The sequence below is a fragment of the Fretibacterium fastidiosum genome (assembly GCF_000210715.1).
Lineage (GTDB): Bacteria > Synergistota > Synergistia > Synergistales > Aminobacteriaceae > Fretibacterium > Fretibacterium fastidiosum.
The window spans coordinates 290559-308576 of the sequence record NC_021038.1; the positions used below are offsets into that span (position 1 = coordinate 290559).

The window sequence follows — 18018 nt, forward strand, 5'->3', positions numbered from 1 at the left end:
GCTTTTCTTGTCTTCTTTAAAACGTGAATTGGTATTATCCTGCACTTGTCCGGTGCGGAAGGAATGTGCAAAGCCTGCCCTCGCTGCACGTTAAAAACTTTGCCTGTGGACCTGGGCCTGAGCCGATGTGCTCCGGCAGGGCCCTCTCCCCCCTGGCTTAAAATGGGCCGTAGTCGATCGCGACCGCGCCGACGATGAAGGCGGCCTGGAGCAGGAAGCAGAGGGCGTAGAACGGGATGATCCAGCGATAGTAGCGCGAGAGCGGGATCTTGACCATGGCGCAGACGATGACCATGAAGCCCGTGGGCCACAGCAGGTTGGAGAAGCCGTCCCCGAACTGGAAGGCCAGCACCGCGATCTGCCGGTTCAGGTGGATGAGGTCGGCGATGGGGGTGATGATGGGCATGGCGACGGCGGCCTGCCCCGATCCCGACGGGATCAGGAAGTTGAGCAGGTTCTGGAACACCAGCATGCCGATGGCGCTTGCGTAGAGGGACAGGCTTTCGAGGAGGCTGACGCAGCCGTGGATCAGCGTGTCGATGACGTTGCCCTTCGTGAGCACGACGAGGATGCCGCGGGCCACGCCGACGGTCAGCGCGGCGACGACCCCCCTGGACAGCCCGTCGCAGAGCGTGCCCGCGATGCGGTTGGGCCCCCAGCGGTTGATGATCCCCACGACGATGGAGACGATCATGAAGATCGCGGCGACCTGGTTGATGTACCATCCCAGGAAGATCAGCCCGTAGCCCATGACGCACACGCCGACGAGGAGCGCGAGCATCGAGAGCTTGCGCTGGAGCGTGAACGGCGTGTTCATCTTCTCGTCGTCGATGGTGAAGTCGGAGTAATCGACGTCGCTCACGAGGCTCTTCGACGGGTCCTTCTTCACCCGGTTCGCGTAGTGCAGGACGTAGAGGATGCTGAAGGCCGTCATGACGGCGAGGATGAGACAGCGGTATCCGATGCCGGAGAACACGGGGAGCTCCGCGATGCTCTGTGCCACGCCGATCGTGAAGGGGTTGACGGTGGCGGAGGCGAAGCCGATCCCCACCGGGACCACGGAGATGGCCACGCCGGTGAGCGCATCGTACCCCAGCGCGATGCTGAGGGACACGAAGATCGGCGAGAAGGCGATGATCTCCTCATAGGACAGCGTCCCGGTCGAGCCCCAGATGGAGAGGAGCGTCATCAGGACGACGATCAGGCCCAGGGAGAACCGTGGGTTCTTCTTCGCCTGGCGGACCATCAGGGCGATGCTGGCGTCGATGGCTCCGGTCTTCTCCATCAGGTAGAGGCACGAGAACGCCGCGAAGATGAGGAAGACGATGTTGGCCGCCTCGATCAGGCCAAGCTCCAGAGAGACGAACATCTCGAAGAGGCCGACGGGCGTCTCCTCCACGTACTTGAAGGAGGTGGGGTCGATGACCGTCCTCTTGAGCCCCTCGTCCATCACCCTGGCGTACTGCCCCGCGGGGACGATGTGGGTGGCGACGGTCGCCAGGACGAGCACGCAGAAGAGGAGCACGAAGATGTGGGGCAGCTCCCGAAGCTTTTTCGCGGGGGGCTTGGGGTTCTCTGACACTTTGAATTCCTCCTAAAAATAATTATAGAAATAAATCGCGAGGACGAAGTCCTCCTGAATCTGTACGGTTGCGGCGCGGCCGCGCCCGAACGCCTGCCGGCCCGCGAGGTCGATGCGGGCGCGTCCGGATCGTTCCTCACTGCGCCCTGATGTACCCCCACAGGTCCTCCTGGCGCACGGCGGCCAGGCCCTCGCTGAAGGGCCGCACCTCGTCGTATTGATTGTTCAGGACGTTCTCCCCCAGCACGTTGACGAAGCTCCATCGGGCGTCCGTCGCCGTCCCGGCGACCCCCTCGCTGAAGGGCAGGGCCCCGTTGTAGCGGTGGGGGATGACGAGGCGTCCCCGCGCGTCGATGTAGCCCCAGGCGCGGTAGCTCGCGTGGCGTTTCACGGGGGCGAGGCCGTATTTAAAAGGGCCCGCCTCGTCGAAGGAGGCCCGGATGCGGTCCCGTCCCGCCACGTCGATGTAGCCGAACCGCCCCTCGACCTCCACGGGGGCCAGGCCCTCGCTGAAGGGACCGGCACTCAGGAACTGGGGCGGAATCTTCATGTGCCCCGCTGCGTCAACGTAGCCCCAAAGTCCGTTGCGCCGCACCGGCGCAAGCCCCTGGGAGAAGGAGCCGGCTGCCTCGAAGCTCGGCGCAATGGCGAACCGGCCGGTCATGTCGATGAAGCCCCAGAGGCCGCCGTGCTGCACGGCAGCGAACCCCTGGCTGAAGGGCAGCCCTCCCTCGAAGGTGGCGTCCCCGAAGACGGGCTTTCCGTCGGGGTCGATGTAGCGGTCTCCCACGAAGGCTACCCCCTCGCTGAAGGGCCCCGCCTCCGGGACCCGATAGACGAAGGGCAGGACCATGCGCCCCAGGCTGTCGATGTAGCCCCAGGCGTCGTTGGACTTCACGGCGGCCAGCCCCTCGTGGAAGTCCCTCGCCTCCGCGTACTCGAAGTCGATCACGACGCGCGGCGGGCACGTCTGCACCGCCTCCGCCCCCACTGTAAAAAACGCTGCGGCGAGGGCTGGAAGCAGGCACGTCAAAATCCTTTTCAGTTTTTTTTGCGCTGTTTTCAGGGCCATCGACATCCTTGTCCTTTCGTGCGGATTCACAAACGGTTTCACAGGGGAACTTTTGAAGGTCATCCCCCTACTCTTTCGTATTATATCAAATTATATCAAAAAAGCGCGCTGCGGGGCGGCCCGGCCTCTCCTCTGCGCCTGTGCAGAAAAGTGCCTCCACCCGACTTTTCGGGGTGACAAAACGGAGGTTTTGAAGTAGGGTTAGAGGGCGTCGGTCGGTTTCGATCGCGGTTCTCGCCCCTGGGGCGGCTCCGCCTTCGGAGCGGATGACGGCCATTTGCAGCGAAAGGGGTCTTTGTGTATGGTAGAGCTTAAGGTGCGTGGTGGAGACGCCGCGGGGTGGAGCGGCGGAGCCGTCGTCCTGCTCCTGCGGGAGGAGGACTGCAGGTCGGTGCCGGAGGTGCCCTGTCGGGATGCGGTGAAGGAACTGGCGGCGCGGAAGGACTTCACGGGAAAGACGGGGACGTCTCTGCGGGTGCCGCTCCTGAGCGGCGGTGTGCGGAACCTGTTCCTGGTCGGGCTGGGCAATGGGGAGGACGAGGCCTGCAATGCCGAGGCGGTGCGGAACGCGCTGACCGCCGCCCTGCGCGAGGCGGGGCGCCATCGCTGCGAGTCCGCCCTCGTCCCCATGGCGCATCTGAACGTCGGGGCTGGGCGGCCCTTCGGTCCGGAGGCGCCCGACTGGTCCGTCGTCGTGGGGGAGGCGGCGGGGCTCTCCGGCTATGCCTTCGACAAGTACAAGGAGCGGAAGGAGGACGACGAGGAGGGACCCTTCGCTCTGCGGGAGGTCCTGGTCCCCGGCCTGGACGAGGCCGCGGCGCGGCGGGGGATGACCTACGCTGCCGCTCAGGTCGCGGCGCGGGACCTGGCCAACGAGCCGGGCTGCGTCATCAACCCGCCGGCGCTGGCCGACCGCGCTCAGGCGATGGCGGAGGAACTGGGGCTGGCCTGCGAGGTGTGGGACGAGGCGCGGTTGAAGGAGGAGCGCATGGGCGCGCTCCTGGCGGTGGGCAGCGGCTCCGCGACGCCTCCGCGGCTAATCCGCCTCTCCTACGTCCCCAGGGGCGGGAAGGCCCGCGGTAAGGTCGTGTTCGTGGGCAAGGGCATCACCTTCGACAGTGGCGGGCTCGACATCAAACCCGCCTCGTCCATGACCACCATGAAGGGGGACAAGTCCGGGGCCTGCTGCGTCATGGGCATCCTGCGCGGTGCGGCGGAGATGAAGCTGGACGTGGAGGTCCACGGCATCCTGGCCTCGGCCGAGAACATGCCCTCTGGCTCCTCCTTCAGGCCGGACGACATCGTCCGCGCCCGCAACGGCAAGACGATCGAGATCAACAACACGGACGCGGAGGGCCGGCTGGTCCTGGCGGACGCCCTCTGTCTGGCCAGCGAGATGCGCCCTGACGCCATCGTCGATATCGCGACGCTGACGGGGGCCTGCGCGGTGGCCCTGGGCAACTGGAGGGCAGGCCTCTTCTCGCGCAGCGATGGCCTGTCGGAGGCGCTTCTGGCCTCGGCCCGCAGGCGCGGGGAGCGCTTCTGGCGGCTGCCCGCGGAGGACGACCGCATCGCGGAAAAACTGAAGTCTCCCTTTGCGGACCTGGTGAACTCCGGCCAGCGCTACGGCGGGGCGACCTTCGCCGCCCTCTTCCTGGGGAACTTCGTGGATCGGGCGATCCCCTGGGCCCACCTGGACATCGCGGGCGTGGACTTCATGGAGAAGGCGTGGGGCGTCTACGCGAGGGGGGCCAGCGCCTTCGGCGTCCGCACCTGCCTGGACTACCTGGCCTCGCTTTAAGGGAAGATCGGGGAGCGGTCTTTGGGCCTTCCGTAGAAGGAGGCCCAAGACCGCCTTCGAGGTTCAATCCTGCGGTTCACTTCCCCCGCTTTCGCCGATTCCTGTTGAAGTTGATGAGGCACCCGGCCTTGATGATCTCCCGCTCCTCGGCCGTCATGTCCTGGACGTAAAGGCAAACCTTCGACGCGCGGCCGTCCTTCAGGACATATGCTGGAATGTCCTTCAGGTCGTCGTCCAGCGCCCTGCGGATATCCGGCACGTAGATGTAGTCGTCCACGTCGAATGCGTCCGGCCTGCCCTTGAGGTGAAAGGGGATCATGCCCCAATTCATGCAGTTGCTGCGGTAGCGCTTTGTGGCATACTCCTGAACGATGTTGGCCAGACCGCCCAGCACCCGCTGGCACGAGGCCGCCTGTTCGCGGGCGGAGCCGTCTCCGGGCCGGTTGGCGTACACGACGGAGCCGATCTCCACCTTCATTGGATCGACGCTCTCCTGGCCGGGTATCTTTTTGATGAGGGCGAAGACCTCCTTCAGGCCGGCGTCGTCGGGTTGGCGGCCGGCGCGGCGCTCCTCCTCGAGCGCCTGGATCGCCTTGGCCCGCCCCACGTACTCCGGGTCCCGTCGCGACAGCGTAAACTCCGCAAGCCCCAGGGGGTTGCTCCTGAAGGAGGAAGTCTCCCCCGAGGGGATGAGCTCGTCCGTCGTCGTCACCTCGTCCAGGATCTTCGACGCCACCCGCAGCAGGACGTTCTCCGTCAGAGGCTCCATCTCCGGCCAGGGCTTGATGTTGGGCCCCGAACGGAGTTCCGTCTCCGGCGCCGCCCTCCCCCAGCCCTGGTAGACCCTGGCTCGATACGCCCTGTCGTCATAGTCGTGCTCCGGCACGTCGCCCCATTGGCACTCGAAATTTTCGGCACTCGTCAGCTTTCCCTCGTTGGCCGCCGTGGCGGCGATGGAGCGGGCGTCCATCAGGGCCACCGCCGCCATCTGCCCCTGACCGGGCTTGGAGCCCTCCCGGTTGGGGAAGTTTCGCGTCGTGTGCCGGATGGACAGCGCGTTGTTGGCGGGTGTGTCGCCGGCGCCGAAGCAGGGGCCGCAGAAGGCCGTGCGGATCACCGCCCCGGCGTCCATCAGGTCTGCAAGGAAGCCCTTCCTGTCCAGGTCCGTGAACACCGGCTGGGACGACGGGTAGATCGAGAGGCAGAACTCACCGTCGCCGCAGGACCTTTCCTTGAGACAGTGGGCGGCCTCGACGACGTTCGTGTAATTTCCCCCCGCGCAGCCACCGATGACGCCCTGCTGCACCAGAAGTTTGCCGTCCGGCGTGATTTTATCCAGCAACGTGAAACGCGCCCGGCCCTCGGCCACCTTTTCCGCCGCGGCCTCGGTTTCCTGGAGGATGTCCTTCAGGTTCCCGTAGAGCTCGTCGATCGTATAGCCGTTGGACGGGTGGAAGGGCAGCGCGATCATGGGCCTCACCGCCGACAGGTCCACCTCCACGCAGCCGTCGTAGTAGGCGATCTCCGCCGGGTTCAGCTCCTTGTAGTCGCCCTCCCTGTGGTGCCTTTCCAGGAACGTTTTCGTGTCCCCGTCCGTCCGCCATATGGAGGACAGGCACGTGGTCTCCGTCGTCATGACGTCCACGCCGTTGCGATAGTCCGTCGTCATCGAGGAGACGCCAGACCCCACGAACTCCATGACCTTGTTCTTCACGTATCCGTTCTTGTATACGGCGCGGACGATGGCGAGCGCCACGTCGTGGGGGCCGACGAAGGGTGCGGGCTTCCCCTTGAGGTAAATGGCCACGACGCCGGGCCGGGCGATATCGTAAGTGTCACCCAGGAGCTGTTTCACCAACTCGCCGCCCCCTTCGCCAACGGCCAGGGTCCCCAGCGCGCCGTAGCGGGTGTGGGAATCGGAGCCCAGGATCATCTTTCCGCAGCCGGCGAAGCTCTCCCGCATGTACTGATGGATGACGGCGATGTGGGGCGGGACGTAGATGCCGCCGTATTTCTTTGCGGCGCTGAGGCCGAAGAGGTGGTCGTCGTCGTTGATGGTGCCCCCCACGGCGCAGAGCGAGTTGTGGCAGTTCGTCAGAACGTAGGGCAGCGGGAAGCGCTCCATCCCGGAGGCCCGTGCCGTCTGGATGATGCCCACGAAGGTGATGTCGTGGGAGGTCATGGCGTCGAACTTGATCTTCAGGCGTTCCATGGAATCCGACGTGTTGTGAGCCTCGAGTATGCCCCAGGCGATGGTCCCCTGCAAGGCCGTCGCCTTGTCCGCGTCCTTTCCGGTCAGCTGCCGGACTTTATCCGCCTCTGACTCCGGGACGACCTCCGCACCATGGACGAGGTATACGCCTTCATCGTAAAGTTTGACCATAAAAATCCCCCCATCATTGTTAAAGTCGCCTGAGCGTGGGTCAATGCGTGGCTGCGTTTCCATCGGTCGTCGCGCAAGGCGTGACGGCGCGTCCTGTGAGCGTTTTTTCTCCCCTGTCGGTATGCGTTGGTCAACTTCGGTTCACAGGCTGCTGTCTTTATTTTATCTCAACTTTGTCATGAGATACTTTGGATCAGGAGTGCGTGTCGCCCGTCGATGCTTTGTTGTTATAATATGGATACATCATTATGAATGGAGGTCTTTTCAATAAGAAGGTTTTTGTTTGCGGTTTTCCTGGGGGGCGTTGCGCTGGTGGCTCTTGCCCATGCGGTCCCGGCATCGGCGGTCGGAGCCTGTCCGGTCGAGAAGTCTCTGACGTTCGCGACGCCGGCGGACCTGAGGCTGGCGAAGCTCGGCGTTCAGCGCGGGACGAGTGCGGAGGGGATCGCGAGAACGCTCCTTGGCGACCGGGCGAAGGATCGGCTGACGGCCTTCGACCGGGGGGAGGACGTCGCGGAGGCGCTGAAGCTGGGCAAGGTCCAGGCGGCCGTCATGGACGAGGCGACCGCCATGCACTTCGTCAAGGCTTCGTCGGGTGACCTGTCGATCCTGCCGGGGCCCCTGTCCGCCGAACGGTACGCCATCGGCTTCCGGAAGGGCAATGAGGCCCTGTTGGAGAAGGTCAACAGGGCACTGACGGAGCTCAAGGCCGACGGGACGCTTGAGGCCATCGTGCTGAAGCACCGACAGGAGCCGGCCTCCACGAGGCCGGAGGACATCGACCTCAATCGGGGGGCCGCCGGCGGAAAGCTGACGGTGGGGATGGGGCCGGGTTTTTCGCCCGACACCATGAGGGAGGGCGGCTTCATGGGCCTCGACGTCGAGGTCTGTGCCGCCGTCGCCAGGAAGCTCGACATGGAGCTCAGCGTCGTCGCCTACCCTCTCGATGCGCTCTTTTTGGTGGTGGGAGAGGGATGGGTTGACATGATCTGTTCGGGCATTGCCGTCACAGAGGAGCGCGAGAGGCTCATGGACTTCTCCGAGCCCTACGAGGTATCGAGACAGGTTGGGCTGGTGCGGACGAAGGACCGGGTTGCCAGGCCGAAGAAGGAGCGCTGATAGGCATCCCTGCGCCCGGAGGGCGCAAGGAGAAAAGAGCGATGCACTGGACGTTTCGCGGGGCCGCCGGCATGCCGGCGGCCCCGTCTTTTGCCTTGGCGTGTCCTTTCGGCGCTTCGCGTGCTACAATGCCGTCGTGTCAATTTTTTCGAGGAGGGATCGGCATGATCGTGACCACGACGAACGACCTGGAAGGGTGGCGGGTCGTTGACTACCTCGGCATCGTGTCGGGTGAGGTGATCCTGGGCGTCAACTTCATCAAGGACTTCGGAGCGGCCATCCGGAACGTCATCGGGGGCCGCTCCGCGGGCTACGAGGAGGAGTTGCAGGATGCGCGGGAGAGGAGCCTCGAGGAGATGCAGCAGCGGGCCCGTGCGCTGAGGGCCGATGCGGTCCTCGCGGTCCGGGTCGATTACGAGGTGCTGGGACCCAACGGCGGCATGTTGATGGCCGCCTGCAGCGGAACGGCCGTGAGGCTTGCCAGGGTCGAGTGACGGACGAGCGGATGGAGGTTTGAACCTTGCGCTACGAGAAGAATTTGCTGGTTGAGGACGTGGTTGACCTGACCTTGAAGCTGCTGAGCATCCCCTCCGTGTCCGGGGACTGCGCCGCGGTCATGAGCGTGGCGGAACGCGAGCTGCGGGACGCGGGGCTGGCCCCGACCCGGACGGCGAAGGACGCCGTGCTGGCGGTCCTGCGGGGGCGGGACGACGACCGCCAGCGCGTGGTGGCGGCTCACCTGGACACGCTGGGTGCGGTGGTGCACGAGATCAAGGACAACGGCCGCCTGCGCCTCTACCCCATTGGGGGCTACGACTGGCGCAGCTTTGAGGGCGAGAACTGCACTGTACACACCCTGGATGGGGCGGCCTGCGACGGGACGCTCCTGCCGGATCGGGCGGCGCGGCACGCGACGCCCATCGACAAGCGCGACGAGCCCCGCAAGGAGGAGAACGTCGAGGTCCGCCTGGACGTGGAGACGAACTCGAAGGCGTCCACGGAGGCCCTGGGGATCCACGCGGGGGACATCGTCTCCTTTGAGCCGCGGAGCGTGGTGACGGAGACGGGGTTCATCAAGTCCCGCTTCCTGGACGACAAGCTCAGCGTGGCCATCCTGCTGACGGCCGTCCGGGACCTTCGCCGTCGGGGCGTGGAGCTGCCTCACACGACGCACCTCTACCTCAGCAACTACGAGGAGATCGGCCACGGCACGCCCGCCATCCCGCCGCGCGCGGAGGAGGTGGCGGCGCTTGACATCGGCGTCGTGGCGGAGGGGACGGCGTCCAGCGAGCACGCGGTCACGATCCTCTCCCGCGACGGAGCCCTGCCCTACGACCGCCGCATGGTGCGTCAGCTGAAGGCCCTGGCGGAGGCGAACGGCATCCCCTACCGCATCGACGCCTACCAGAACTACGGCTCCGACGCCTCGGCCTGCCTGAAGGCGGGGAAGGACGTCCGGGCCCTGTGCTTCGGCCCGGCGGCGGAGGCGACCCACAGCTACGAGCGCACCCACGCAGACTCCATTGACGCCGCCCTGCGGCTTCTGATCGCCTATTTGACGGCGCCCATGGCGTCCTGAGCCCGGCTGGGGCGGGGCGTGTCCGGACGGCGCTCCCCGCCCCCGAAGATTGAGCTTTTGAGGTATACTCTATCACAGCAGCAGGACGTTCCTGCGATCTACCCCATGAGGAGGAAGCGATTATGAAGCGAAGTATCCTGTGTTTGTTGTTGGCAGGGCTGGTGTTCTCGGCCTCCGGCGCCTGGGCGGCGGGCCCGCGCGACGTCACCATCGGGTTGACGGCGGACGCCCACTCCTTCTACCCCTTTACGCTGAACGAGACGATCAACAACGCCATCATGCAGCACGTCTTTGAGCCGCTCGTGGACCTGGACCGGGACCTGAAGTTCATGCCCCTCCTGGCCGAGAGCTGGGACGTGAACGAGGACGCCTCCGTATGGACCTTCCACATCAGGAAGGGCGTCAAGTTCACGAACGGAAACGACTTCAACGCGGACGACGTCGTCTACTCCTTCGGCATGGCACAGCTGGCGGGCAAGTCCGCCTTCGTCTATGCGTTGGCCACGGTCGAGAAGTACGAGAAGGTGGACGACCACACCGTCAGGGTGACCTGCAAGGCGCCGAACGCGCTCCTGCTCTGCCACCTGAAGGACGTGTACATGCTGGACAAGGAGACCTGCGAGGCCCACGACGAGGACTACAACGCCAACAACCCTATGGGGACGGGCAAGTACGAGCTGGCGGAGTACGTGCGGGGCGACCGCATCGTCTTTAAGCGCAACGAGGGCTACTGGGGCGAGAAGCCGCAGGCGGAGAACGTGACCTACAAGCCCATCACGAACGCGGGGACGCGGACGGCCAACATGATGACCAACGCCGTGGACATGATCGTGGACGTGCCGGTGCGCGACGTGTCCATGCTGGAGAAGCAGAAGGACATCACCATCCTGAAGGCGCCGAGCCTTCGCATCATCTACCTGAACCCGTCCTGCGTCGAGTCGCCCAGCAAGGACTCCAAGTTCCCCCTCGTCTCCCCGACGGGAAAGAACCCCATGGTGGACAAGCGGGTGCGCGAGGCCATGTACCGCGCCATCAACGAGGACGAGATCATCTCCAAGGTCATGAACGGCTACGCCGTGCCCGCCGCCACCTACTGCCCTGAGGGCTACAACGGCTACAACCCGGACGTCAAGCGGCTGGCCTACGACCCCGCCCTGGCGGAGAAGCTGCTGGACGAGGCGGGGTACCCCCGCCAGGCCGACGGCATGCGCTTCACGGTGACGCTCGATGCGTCGAACGACCGCTACATCAACGACGCGGCGATCGCCGGAGCCATAGCCGGCTACCTTGAGAAGGTGGGGATCAAGGTCAACCTGAACCTGATGTCCCGCAACGTCTTCTTCTCCTACATCGGCGCCACCAACAAGAGTGGCGACAACACGCACCTCTGCCAGACCGGCTGGGCGGACTCGGGGGGCGAGGGCGCCCTGATCGCGATGGACTGCATCTACTCCATGAAGCCCGGCGAGTACGTGAAGCAGGGGTGGGGCGGCGTGAACCGCGGCTACTACCAGAACCCGGAGGTCGATAAGCTCATCGAGGAGGCCATGCAGACGGTGGACGCGGAGAAGCGCTCCGACCTGGTGAAACGGGCGTGGAAGCTGGCCGCGGACGATACGGCCTACATCCCCCTGCACTTCCAGATGGACCTCTACGCCGTCGGCAGCCGCATCGACTACGCGCCCAGGTACAACAAGTTCGTCTACGCCTGGGACATCTCGTTTAAGGATTGACGGACCTCGGACTTCTTCCCTGGGGCTTCGGGCCCCTTTCGTAAAAACGCCGGTATGGGCAATGGGCACGGTCCTTTCCCTGGACCGTGCCCGTTTGTGACGCTCAGGCATTTCCGGCGTCCCCCGCATGAATTTTTGGAGGTGACGTTGTGCTTCAGTTTTTTGCCAGGAGGCTGGTGCAGCTGGTCCTGGTGATGTTCGCCGTGTCGCTCATCGTCTTCGTCCTGACGAGCGTGCTGGGCAACCCGGTGTACCTCATGGTGCGCGAGAACGCCACGCCGGAGGAGATCGCGGCGGTGTCGGCCCAGCTCGGGTTGGACGAGCCCCTCTACGTGCAGTACGGGATATTCCTCAACAACGCGCTTCACGGCCGTTTCGGCCAGTCCTACATGTACCGCCTGCCGGCGCTCACGCTGATCGCCGAACGACTTCCGGCCACGCTCGACATCGTGGCGGTGGCCATGATCCTCTCCATCGTCATGGGCGTCCCCCTCGGCGTGTGGGCGGGGGCCTACCCGAAGAGCCGGTTCAGCCGGTGCGTCATGGCCGCCTCCATCGCGGGGATCTCCATGCCCTCCTTCTGGATCGGCATGGTGATGATCTACTTCTTCGGGCTTTACCTCGGCGTGCTGCCCGTGTCCGGACGCGGCGCGGTGGGGACGATTCTGGGCGTGTCCACGAGCCTTGCCACCGCGGACGGCTGGGCCCACGTCGTCCTGCCGTCCATCACGCTGGCCCTCGGCAACGTGGCGACGATCATTCGCCTGACGCGGGCCGGGATGCAGGAGAACATGCGCCGGGACTACGTCAAGTTCGCGAGGGCCAAGGGGGTTTCCACCGGAAAGGTGCTCTTCGGACACGCCCTGAAGAACACGCTGATCCCCGTGGTCACCGTGTTCGGCCTGCAGCTGGGCAACCTGATCGCCTTCACGACGATCACGGAGACCATCTACGCCTGGCCGGGCATCGGAAAGCTCTTGATCGACGCGGTGTCCAGCGCGGACCGACCCATCATCGCGGCGTACATCCTCTTCGTCGCCGTGATGTTCGTGGCCATCAACTTCGTCGTGGACCTGCTCTACGTGGTCATCGACCCGCGCATCGACCTGCGATAGGAGGAAGGGCATGTCAGAGACAAGGAAAGGCCGGCTCCGCGCCTTTTTTCAGTCGGAGTTCTTCTACAACTTTCGCCGTTCGCCGGCGGCCGTCGCCGGCGCGCTGATCGTGGTCCTCGTGCTGCTGGTGGCCCTGATCGGCCCGTACTTTACGGTTCAGGATCCCTACAACATGGCGGAGCTCCAGCTGTCCGACGCCTACAAGCCGCCGTTCTGGATGGAGGGCGGGGACCCGAAGTTCCTGCTGGGGACGGACCAGCAGGGGCGTGACATGGTGAGCGCCATCGTCTACGGCAGTCAGGTGTCCCTGGTCATCGGCCTCCTGGGCACCCTGATGGCCAGCGCCATCGGCATCGTGCTGGGGCTGGCTTCCGGCTACTTCGGCGGGAAGGTGGACGCCCTCATCATGCGCATCGCGGACGTTCAGCTGTCGTTCCCCTCCATGCTCATCGCGCTCTTCCTCATGTCGATCCTGGGGCGGAGCGTGGCGAACATCCTCCTGTCCCTCATGCTGGTGGGCTGGGTGCGTTACGCGCGCACCGTGCGGGGGGAGACGCTCTCGGTCAAGCGCAACGAGTACATCGAGGCGGCCCACGTCATCGGCCTGCCGAACTGGCGCATCCTGTTCCGGCACGTGCTGCCCAACGTTTTCGCCTCCATCGTCGTCCTCTCCACGATGCAGGTGGGGGGCTTCATCCTGACGGAGGCGACGCTGAGCTTCCTGGGCCTGGGGGTGCCGATCTCGCGCCCTTCCCTGGGGATGCTCTGCAACAACGGCTTCACCGTGCTCTACAGCGGCCTGTGGTGGGTGTCCATCCTGCCGGGGCTCTACATCATGATCATCGTGTTCGGCATCAACCTTCTCGGCGATTTCCTGCGCGACGAGATGAACCCCAAGCTGAAGTGAGGCGCGCGCCATGGATGACCGTTTGCTTCTGCAGGTGAAAGGCCTGAGAACGTGGTTCCACACCTTCAAAGGCGTCGTCAAGGCCGTGGACGACGTGTCCTTCGACATCCGCGTCGGAGAGGTCCTGGCCGTGGTGGGGGAGTCGGGAGGTGGCAAGTCGGTGACGGGCTTCTCGGTGATCCGGCTGATCGACGAGCCGGGGAGGATCGAGTCAGGAGAGGTCCTCTTTGCGGGGCGCGACCTGATGAAGCTCTCCGAGCGGGAGATGAACCGCGTGCGCGGCAAGGACATCTCCATGGTGTTTCAGGACGCCATGACGTCGCTCAACCCCGTGTACACCATCGGCCAGCAGATCGACGAGGTCCTGCGGCTGCACACCTCCATGGGCCGGGCCGACCGGCGCAGGGCCAGTGTGGAGCTCCTTCGGTCCGTCGGCATCTCGAACCCGGAGGGGCGGCTGGGGAGCTACCCCCATCAGTTTTCGGGCGGTATGCGTCAGCGGGTCGTCATCGCCATCGCCCTTGCGGCGCGCCCGCGCCTCATCATCGCGGACGAGCCCACGACGGCGCTGGACGTGACGGTGCAGGCCCAGATCCTGCGCCTCATGACGGACCTGATCCACGCCGAGGGGTGCTCCCTCATGCTCATCACCCACGACCTGGCCGTGGTGTCGGAGATCGCGGACCGCATCAACGTGATGTACTGCGGCAGGATTGTGGAGAGCGGGCCGGCCCGCGCCGTGATCGACGGGAGCCTCCACCCCTACACCCTGGGCCTCATCGACTCCATCCCGGACCTGAATCGCGAACAGGGGCGCTTCAAGACCATCCCCGGCATCGTGCCCAACATGTTCGACCTGCCCCGTGGCTGCCGCTTCAGCCCGCGCTGTGAGCGGGCGCAGGACCTGTGCCGAACCTCCGCGCCCGACCTGCGGGAGCTCGAGCCCGGCCACTGCGTCGCCTGTCACTTTCCAATCCATCGCGAGGTGAGATCATGACCCCCATCCTTTCCGTCCGGGGCCTGGAACAGCGCTTTGACCTGGACCGTTCGTTCCTGAGCCAGATCCGCTTCGAGCGCGGCCGCGTGGTGCGACGCAAGCGCGTCGTGCACGCCGTGAACGGCATCAGCTTTGACGTGCCGGAGGGGCGCGTGTTCAGCCTGGTGGGGGAGTCCGGCTGCGGGAAGTCCACGGCGGCGCGGAGCATCATCCGCCTGCTGGAGCCCAAGGGGGGCACGGTGACCTACCGCGGGCAGGACATCACCCACGTGCCGGAGCGTCGGATGCTGCCGCTGCGCCGGAAGCTCCAGATGATCTTTCAGGACCCCTATGCGTCGCTCGACCCGCGCCAGAGCGTCTTCGACATCCTGTCGGAGCCCATGCTGTTCCACGGCGTCGTCGCGGGCCGCCGCGAGGCGCGGGAGCGCGTGCTTGCCCTCCTGGAGCGCGTCGGCATCCGGCCGGAGCAGGCCTCGCGCTACCCGCACCAGTTCTCCGGCGGGCAGCGCCAGAGGATCGGCATCGCGCGGGCGCTGGCGGTGAACCCGGAGTTCATCGTCGCGGACGAGCCCGTGTCGGCCCTCGACGTGTCGATCCAGGCGCAGATCCTCAACCTGCTCATGGATCTGAAGGAGGAGTTTCGCCTCTCCTACCTCTTCATCGCCCACAACCTGTCCGTGGTGAAGCACATCTCGGACGAGGTGGGGGTGATGTACCTGGGGCGCATCGTGGAGAAGGGGAGCAGGGACCAGATCTTCTCCAACCCCATGCACCCCTACACGAAGGCGCTGTTCTCGTCGATCCCCACGCTCTCCGGACACAACATGAACCGGTTCGCGGGCATCCAGGGGGAGATCCCCAGCGCGATGGACCTGCCGTCCGGCTGCTGCTTCCACACGCGCTGCGACTACGCCATGCCCGTCTGCAGCGCCGAGCTGCCGCCGGAGCGGGAGGTGGAGCCGGGCCGCTTCGTGCAGTGCCACCTGTTTTGCCGGTAGTTGCCGGCGGGAGGGCGTCGCCGTCCTTCCGCCGGATACCTTTTGAAATTCCGACTTAAGGAGGGTTTTTCATGAACGCCAAAGAATGGAAGAAGAAGGTCTGCGTCGAACCAAAGAATGGCTACGAGCGCCTGAGCGCGGAGGAGCGGGAGCGGATGAACGCCTACTGCACGGCGTACAAGGCCTTTCTCGACGCGGGGAAGACGGAGCGCGAGTGCGTGCAGGAGAGCGTGCGGCTGGCCGAGGCGGCGGGCTTCCGCCCCTACGTCCGGGGCATGGCGCTCGAGGCCGGGGACCGGGTGTTCTTCAACAACCGCGGCAAGATGCTGATCCTGGCGGTCGTCGGCCGCCTTGGGCTTGAGGAAGGGGTTCAGATGACCGCGGCCCACATCGACAGCCCGCGGCTGGACCTGAAGCCCAACCCGCTCTACGAGGACAGCGAGCTGGCCTACCTCAAGACCCACTATTACGGCGGCATCCGGAAGTACCAGTGGGTGACGATCCCCCTCGAGCTGCACGGCGTCGTGGCCATGAAGGATGGGCGCACGCTCTCCGTGACCCTGGGAGGGGAGCGCGGAGAACCCCGCCTCGTCATCAGCGACCTCTTGCCGCACCTTGGCGCTGAACAGAACAAGAAGCCCCTGTCTGAGGGCATCAAGGGCGAACAACTGAACCTGCTGATCGGCAGTGAGCCGCTCTCCGGGAACGGAGGCGAGGAGGGGGAGGAAGGGGCGAAGGACCGTGTCAAGCTGAACGTGATGAAGCTGCTCTACGAGAAGTACGGCTTCACGGAGGAGGACTTCATCTCGGCGGAACTGGAGGCCGTCCCCGCCTTTGACGCCGTGGACGTTGGGGTGGACGCCAGCATGATCGGGGCCTACGGCCACGACGACCGGGTCTGTGCCTTTGCCGCCCTGCGCGCCGTCCTGGACCTGGACGCGGCCCCGGAGCGAAGTGCCGTCTGCGTGCTGGCGGACAAGGAGGAGATCGGCTCCGTGGGCGTGAGTGGAATGCGCACCGCCGCCTTCGACACCTTTATGGAGGACCTCTGCCAGGCGCAGAACGTGCCGCTGCGGGCGTGTTTGGAACGCTCCTTCTGCTTGTCCGCGGACGTGACGGCGGCCTTCGATCCCAACTTCCCGGACGTGTTCGACAAGCGCAACGCCGCCCGCTTCAACCGCGGCATCGCCCTGAACAAGTACACCGGGGCGCGGGGCAAGAGCGGCGCCTCCGACGCCTCGGCCGAGACGGTGGCCGCCGTGCGGCGGTGGTTCGACGACGCCGGCGTGACCTGGCAGATGTCGGAGATGGGCAAGGTGGACGCGGGGGGCGGCGGTACCGTAGCGCTCTTCATGGCCAACCGCAACATCGACACGCTGGACGCGGGCGTCCCGCTGCTCTCCATGCACGCGCCCTTTGAGGTGGCGGCCAAGCTGGACTGCTACATGACCTTCAAGGCCATGGAGGCCGTGTGCAGGGCGCACCGGTGAGGAGGGCGTCCCCAATCTACGGTTATAAAGAATAGCACCAGTCAGGGACTGTTTGAAAAAACAGTGTTAACCTAAGTTGTCAGACGATAAGCCATTGCCTGCGAGGTTCAAAGACAATGACGCTGCATGGCGGATCGCTTGTGGATGAAAATAAGCAGGGTTGCCGCATTGGGATCAATTCGGCAACCCTGCTTCCTGTTGATCGTCATCGAGGTTTGTTGTGCGCTTACGCCCGCCCTGCGTTTTTTAAGGATTGCAGCTCATCCAGGGGCAGTCCGGTGGCCTCTGCGATTTTAGTCAGGTCCAGCCCCATCCGAAGCAGGTTCTGCGCCGTTTCCGTCCTGCCCAGCTGAATGCCCCTTGCCTCTCCCAGCTTAATGCCCCTGGCCTCGCCCAGCTGGATGCCCTCTATCCTGCCCTTCTCAATACCCTTACGCTCCATGATGCTGACGTACATCCGTCCCGCCTCCTTCGCCTCTTCCAAAGTATTTTCCCACTCTTCGTATTCCCTTGAGCTCTCGTCCTCCGTCAGGTGAATGACGCCCTCCATAAACACCAGAAGTTGCGCCTTGTCTGAGTGGGGCCAACCCCGCTCGTCCAAGAGCTTCAGCATCTCCTTCAGATAGCTCAGCTTCCTCGGCTCGCTGGCCCGGCTCTTCCACGCCCTCAAGCCAGCCAGGTGCGCCCAGTCGAAGGGGTTGTCGCTCGCCTTCAGGGCCTCCTCGTCCCCTTCGTAGAGCTTGAACACGGGAAACTCGTACTTCACCCGCGTACCGTAGCCCTCCCAGGAATAGACCCCACAGGACTGCGCCTCCGACAGGGGCTCGATGAGGAGGGCCAGGGCGCTGACGTGTCTTCGGTAACGTCCCTCCAGGAGGCCGCGGTAGCGGTGCATCCGCAGGGGGAAGTCCTCGTTCCCGCCACGGCCCTGCACCTCCACGTGAAGGAGGACCCAGGCGTCTTCCTGGGTGCGAAGGGGGACGTTCGCCAGGAGGTCCACGAATCGGTTCCCGTCCGGCTCGCCGCCCTCCGACCTTTGGGTAAAGCGGGCCAGCCGGCGCAATTCCTTATCGAGGAAAACGACGTCCCGTTTCTCGTCGAGGTCCCTGGCCAGGTCGGGCAGCAGGGAATGAAGCATGGGGACGAAGAATCGGTTTAGAATATCTTTCCAGAGTAAGTCATCGCGTCGCGGTTCCTTGGCGGCCTTCTCCGATGGGTCTTTTTTCTTCCCGCTCATGGCGT

General features: G+C 64.9%; 14 protein-coding genes. 10 read left to right on the forward strand and 4 right to left on the reverse strand.

All coding sequences use genetic code 11. From position 1 onward, the window contains the following. Positions 1–157 precede the first annotated feature (157 nt). Together SY1_RS01315 and SY1_RS01320 are read right to left on the reverse strand one after the other, a co-directional pair. Positions 158–1582 (reverse strand): YfcC family protein, encoded by a 1425-nt coding sequence (locus SY1_RS01315; RefSeq protein WP_208872533.1) that lies wholly within the window; start codon positions 1580–1582, stop codon positions 158–160. A gap of 136 nt (positions 1583–1718) precedes the next feature. After that, entirely contained in the window at positions 1719–2654 is a 936-nt protein-coding gene (locus SY1_RS01320; RefSeq protein ID WP_015555930.1) for a WG repeat-containing protein, read from the reverse strand. Positions 2655–2955: 301 nt separating this feature from the next. On the opposite strand from SY1_RS01320, the gene SY1_RS01325 reads away from it, so the two are divergent. Beyond that, on the forward strand, positions 2956–4455 hold the full coding sequence (locus tag SY1_RS01325; RefSeq protein WP_015555931.1) for a leucyl aminopeptidase: 1500 nt from the start codon (positions 2956–2958) through the stop codon (positions 4453–4455). Between the two features lie 76 nt (positions 4456–4531). Here SY1_RS01325 and SY1_RS01330 read toward each other — a convergent pair whose 3' ends face one another. Continuing rightward, positions 4532–6838: a hydratase gene (locus tag SY1_RS01330; protein WP_015555932.1), complete on the reverse strand. Its 2307-nt coding sequence runs from the start codon at positions 6836–6838 to the stop codon at positions 4532–4534. Positions 6839–7117: 279 nt separating this feature from the next. On the opposite strand from SY1_RS01330, the gene SY1_RS01335 reads away from it, so the two are divergent. The 9 genes from SY1_RS01335 (at position 7118) to SY1_RS01375 (ending at position 16776) form a co-directional block, all read left to right on the forward strand. Then, the gene (locus SY1_RS01335; RefSeq protein WP_208872534.1) at positions 7118–7957 is read left to right on the forward strand and encodes a transporter substrate-binding domain-containing protein; all 840 of its coding nucleotides are present in this window, start codon (positions 7118–7120) and stop codon (positions 7955–7957) included. Between the two features lie 164 nt (positions 7958–8121). Continuing rightward, positions 8122–8451 carry a YbjQ family protein gene (locus tag SY1_RS01340; protein ID WP_015555933.1) on the forward strand — a complete coding sequence of 110 codons (330 nt, stop codon included), beginning with the start codon at positions 8122–8124 and terminating at the stop codon, positions 8449–8451. A gap of 26 nt (positions 8452–8477) precedes the next feature. Continuing rightward, positions 8478–9536 carry a M42 family metallopeptidase gene (locus tag SY1_RS01345; RefSeq protein WP_208872535.1) on the forward strand — a complete coding sequence of 353 codons (1059 nt, stop codon included), beginning with the start codon at positions 8478–8480 and terminating at the stop codon, positions 9534–9536. A gap of 122 nt (positions 9537–9658) precedes the next feature. After that, positions 9659–11269, forward strand: coding sequence for an ABC transporter substrate-binding protein (locus SY1_RS01350; RefSeq protein ID WP_015555934.1), 1611 nt, complete (start codon positions 9659–9661; stop codon positions 11267–11269). Between the two features lie 149 nt (positions 11270–11418). Then, a complete protein-coding gene (locus SY1_RS01355) occupies positions 11419–12384 on the forward strand; it encodes an ABC transporter permease (protein WP_208872536.1) in 966 nt (321 codons plus the stop codon). Between the two features lie 10 nt (positions 12385–12394). Next, a complete protein-coding gene (locus SY1_RS01360; protein ID WP_015555935.1) occupies positions 12395–13291 on the forward strand; it encodes an ABC transporter permease in 897 nt (298 codons plus the stop codon). Between the two features lie 10 nt (positions 13292–13301). Next, positions 13302–14288: an ABC transporter ATP-binding protein gene (locus tag SY1_RS01365; RefSeq protein ID WP_015555936.1), complete on the forward strand. Its 987-nt coding sequence runs from the start codon at positions 13302–13304 to the stop codon at positions 14286–14288. Continuing rightward, positions 14285–15286 carry an ABC transporter ATP-binding protein gene (locus SY1_RS01370; RefSeq protein ID WP_015555937.1) on the forward strand — a complete coding sequence of 334 codons (1002 nt, stop codon included), beginning with the start codon at positions 14285–14287 and terminating at the stop codon, positions 15284–15286. The genes SY1_RS01365 and SY1_RS01370 overlap by 4 nt, the downstream gene beginning before the upstream one ends. Before the next feature lie 71 nt (positions 15287–15357). Beyond that, entirely contained in the window at positions 15358–16776 is a 1419-nt protein-coding gene (locus SY1_RS01375; RefSeq protein WP_015555938.1) for an aminopeptidase, read from the forward strand. A gap of 226 nt (positions 16777–17002) precedes the next feature. Here the strand turns inward: SY1_RS01375 and SY1_RS01380 are convergent, their stop codons facing one another. Continuing rightward, positions 17003–17914, reverse strand: coding sequence for an RpnC/YadD family protein (locus tag SY1_RS01380; protein WP_208872537.1), 912 nt, complete (start codon positions 17912–17914; stop codon positions 17003–17005). Positions 17915–18018 lie beyond the last annotated feature (104 nt).

Bases quoted from the DNA above. Each gene is read 5' to 3' on its own strand.
- SY1_RS01320 (WP_015555930.1), bottom strand. From the start codon at position 2,654: ATGGCCCTGAAAACAGCGCAAAAAAAACTGAAAAGGATTTTGACGTGC.
- SY1_RS01325 (WP_015555931.1), top strand. From the start codon at position 2,956: ATGGTAGAGCTTAAGGTGCGTGGTGGAGACGCCGCGGGGTGGAGCGGC.
- SY1_RS01330 (WP_015555932.1), bottom strand. From the start codon at position 6,838: ATGGTCAAACTTTACGATGAAGGCGTATACCTCGTCCATGGTGCGGAG.
- SY1_RS01340 (WP_015555933.1), top strand. From the start codon at position 8,122: ATGATCGTGACCACGACGAACGACCTGGAAGGGTGGCGGGTCGTTGAC.
- SY1_RS01350 (WP_015555934.1), top strand. From the start codon at position 9,659: ATGAAGCGAAGTATCCTGTGTTTGTTGTTGGCAGGGCTGGTGTTCTCG.
- SY1_RS01360 (WP_015555935.1), top strand. From the start codon at position 12,395: ATGTCAGAGACAAGGAAAGGCCGGCTCCGCGCCTTTTTTCAGTCGGAG.
- SY1_RS01365 (WP_015555936.1), top strand. From the start codon at position 13,302: ATGGATGACCGTTTGCTTCTGCAGGTGAAAGGCCTGAGAACGTGGTTC.
- SY1_RS01370 (WP_015555937.1), top strand. From the start codon at position 14,285: ATGACCCCCATCCTTTCCGTCCGGGGCCTGGAACAGCGCTTTGACCTG.
- SY1_RS01375 (WP_015555938.1), top strand. From the start codon at position 15,358: ATGAACGCCAAAGAATGGAAGAAGAAGGTCTGCGTCGAACCAAAGAAT.
- SY1_RS01380 (WP_208872537.1), bottom strand. From the start codon at position 17,914: ATGCTTCATTCCCTGCTGCCCGACCTGGCCAGGGACCTCGACGAGAAA.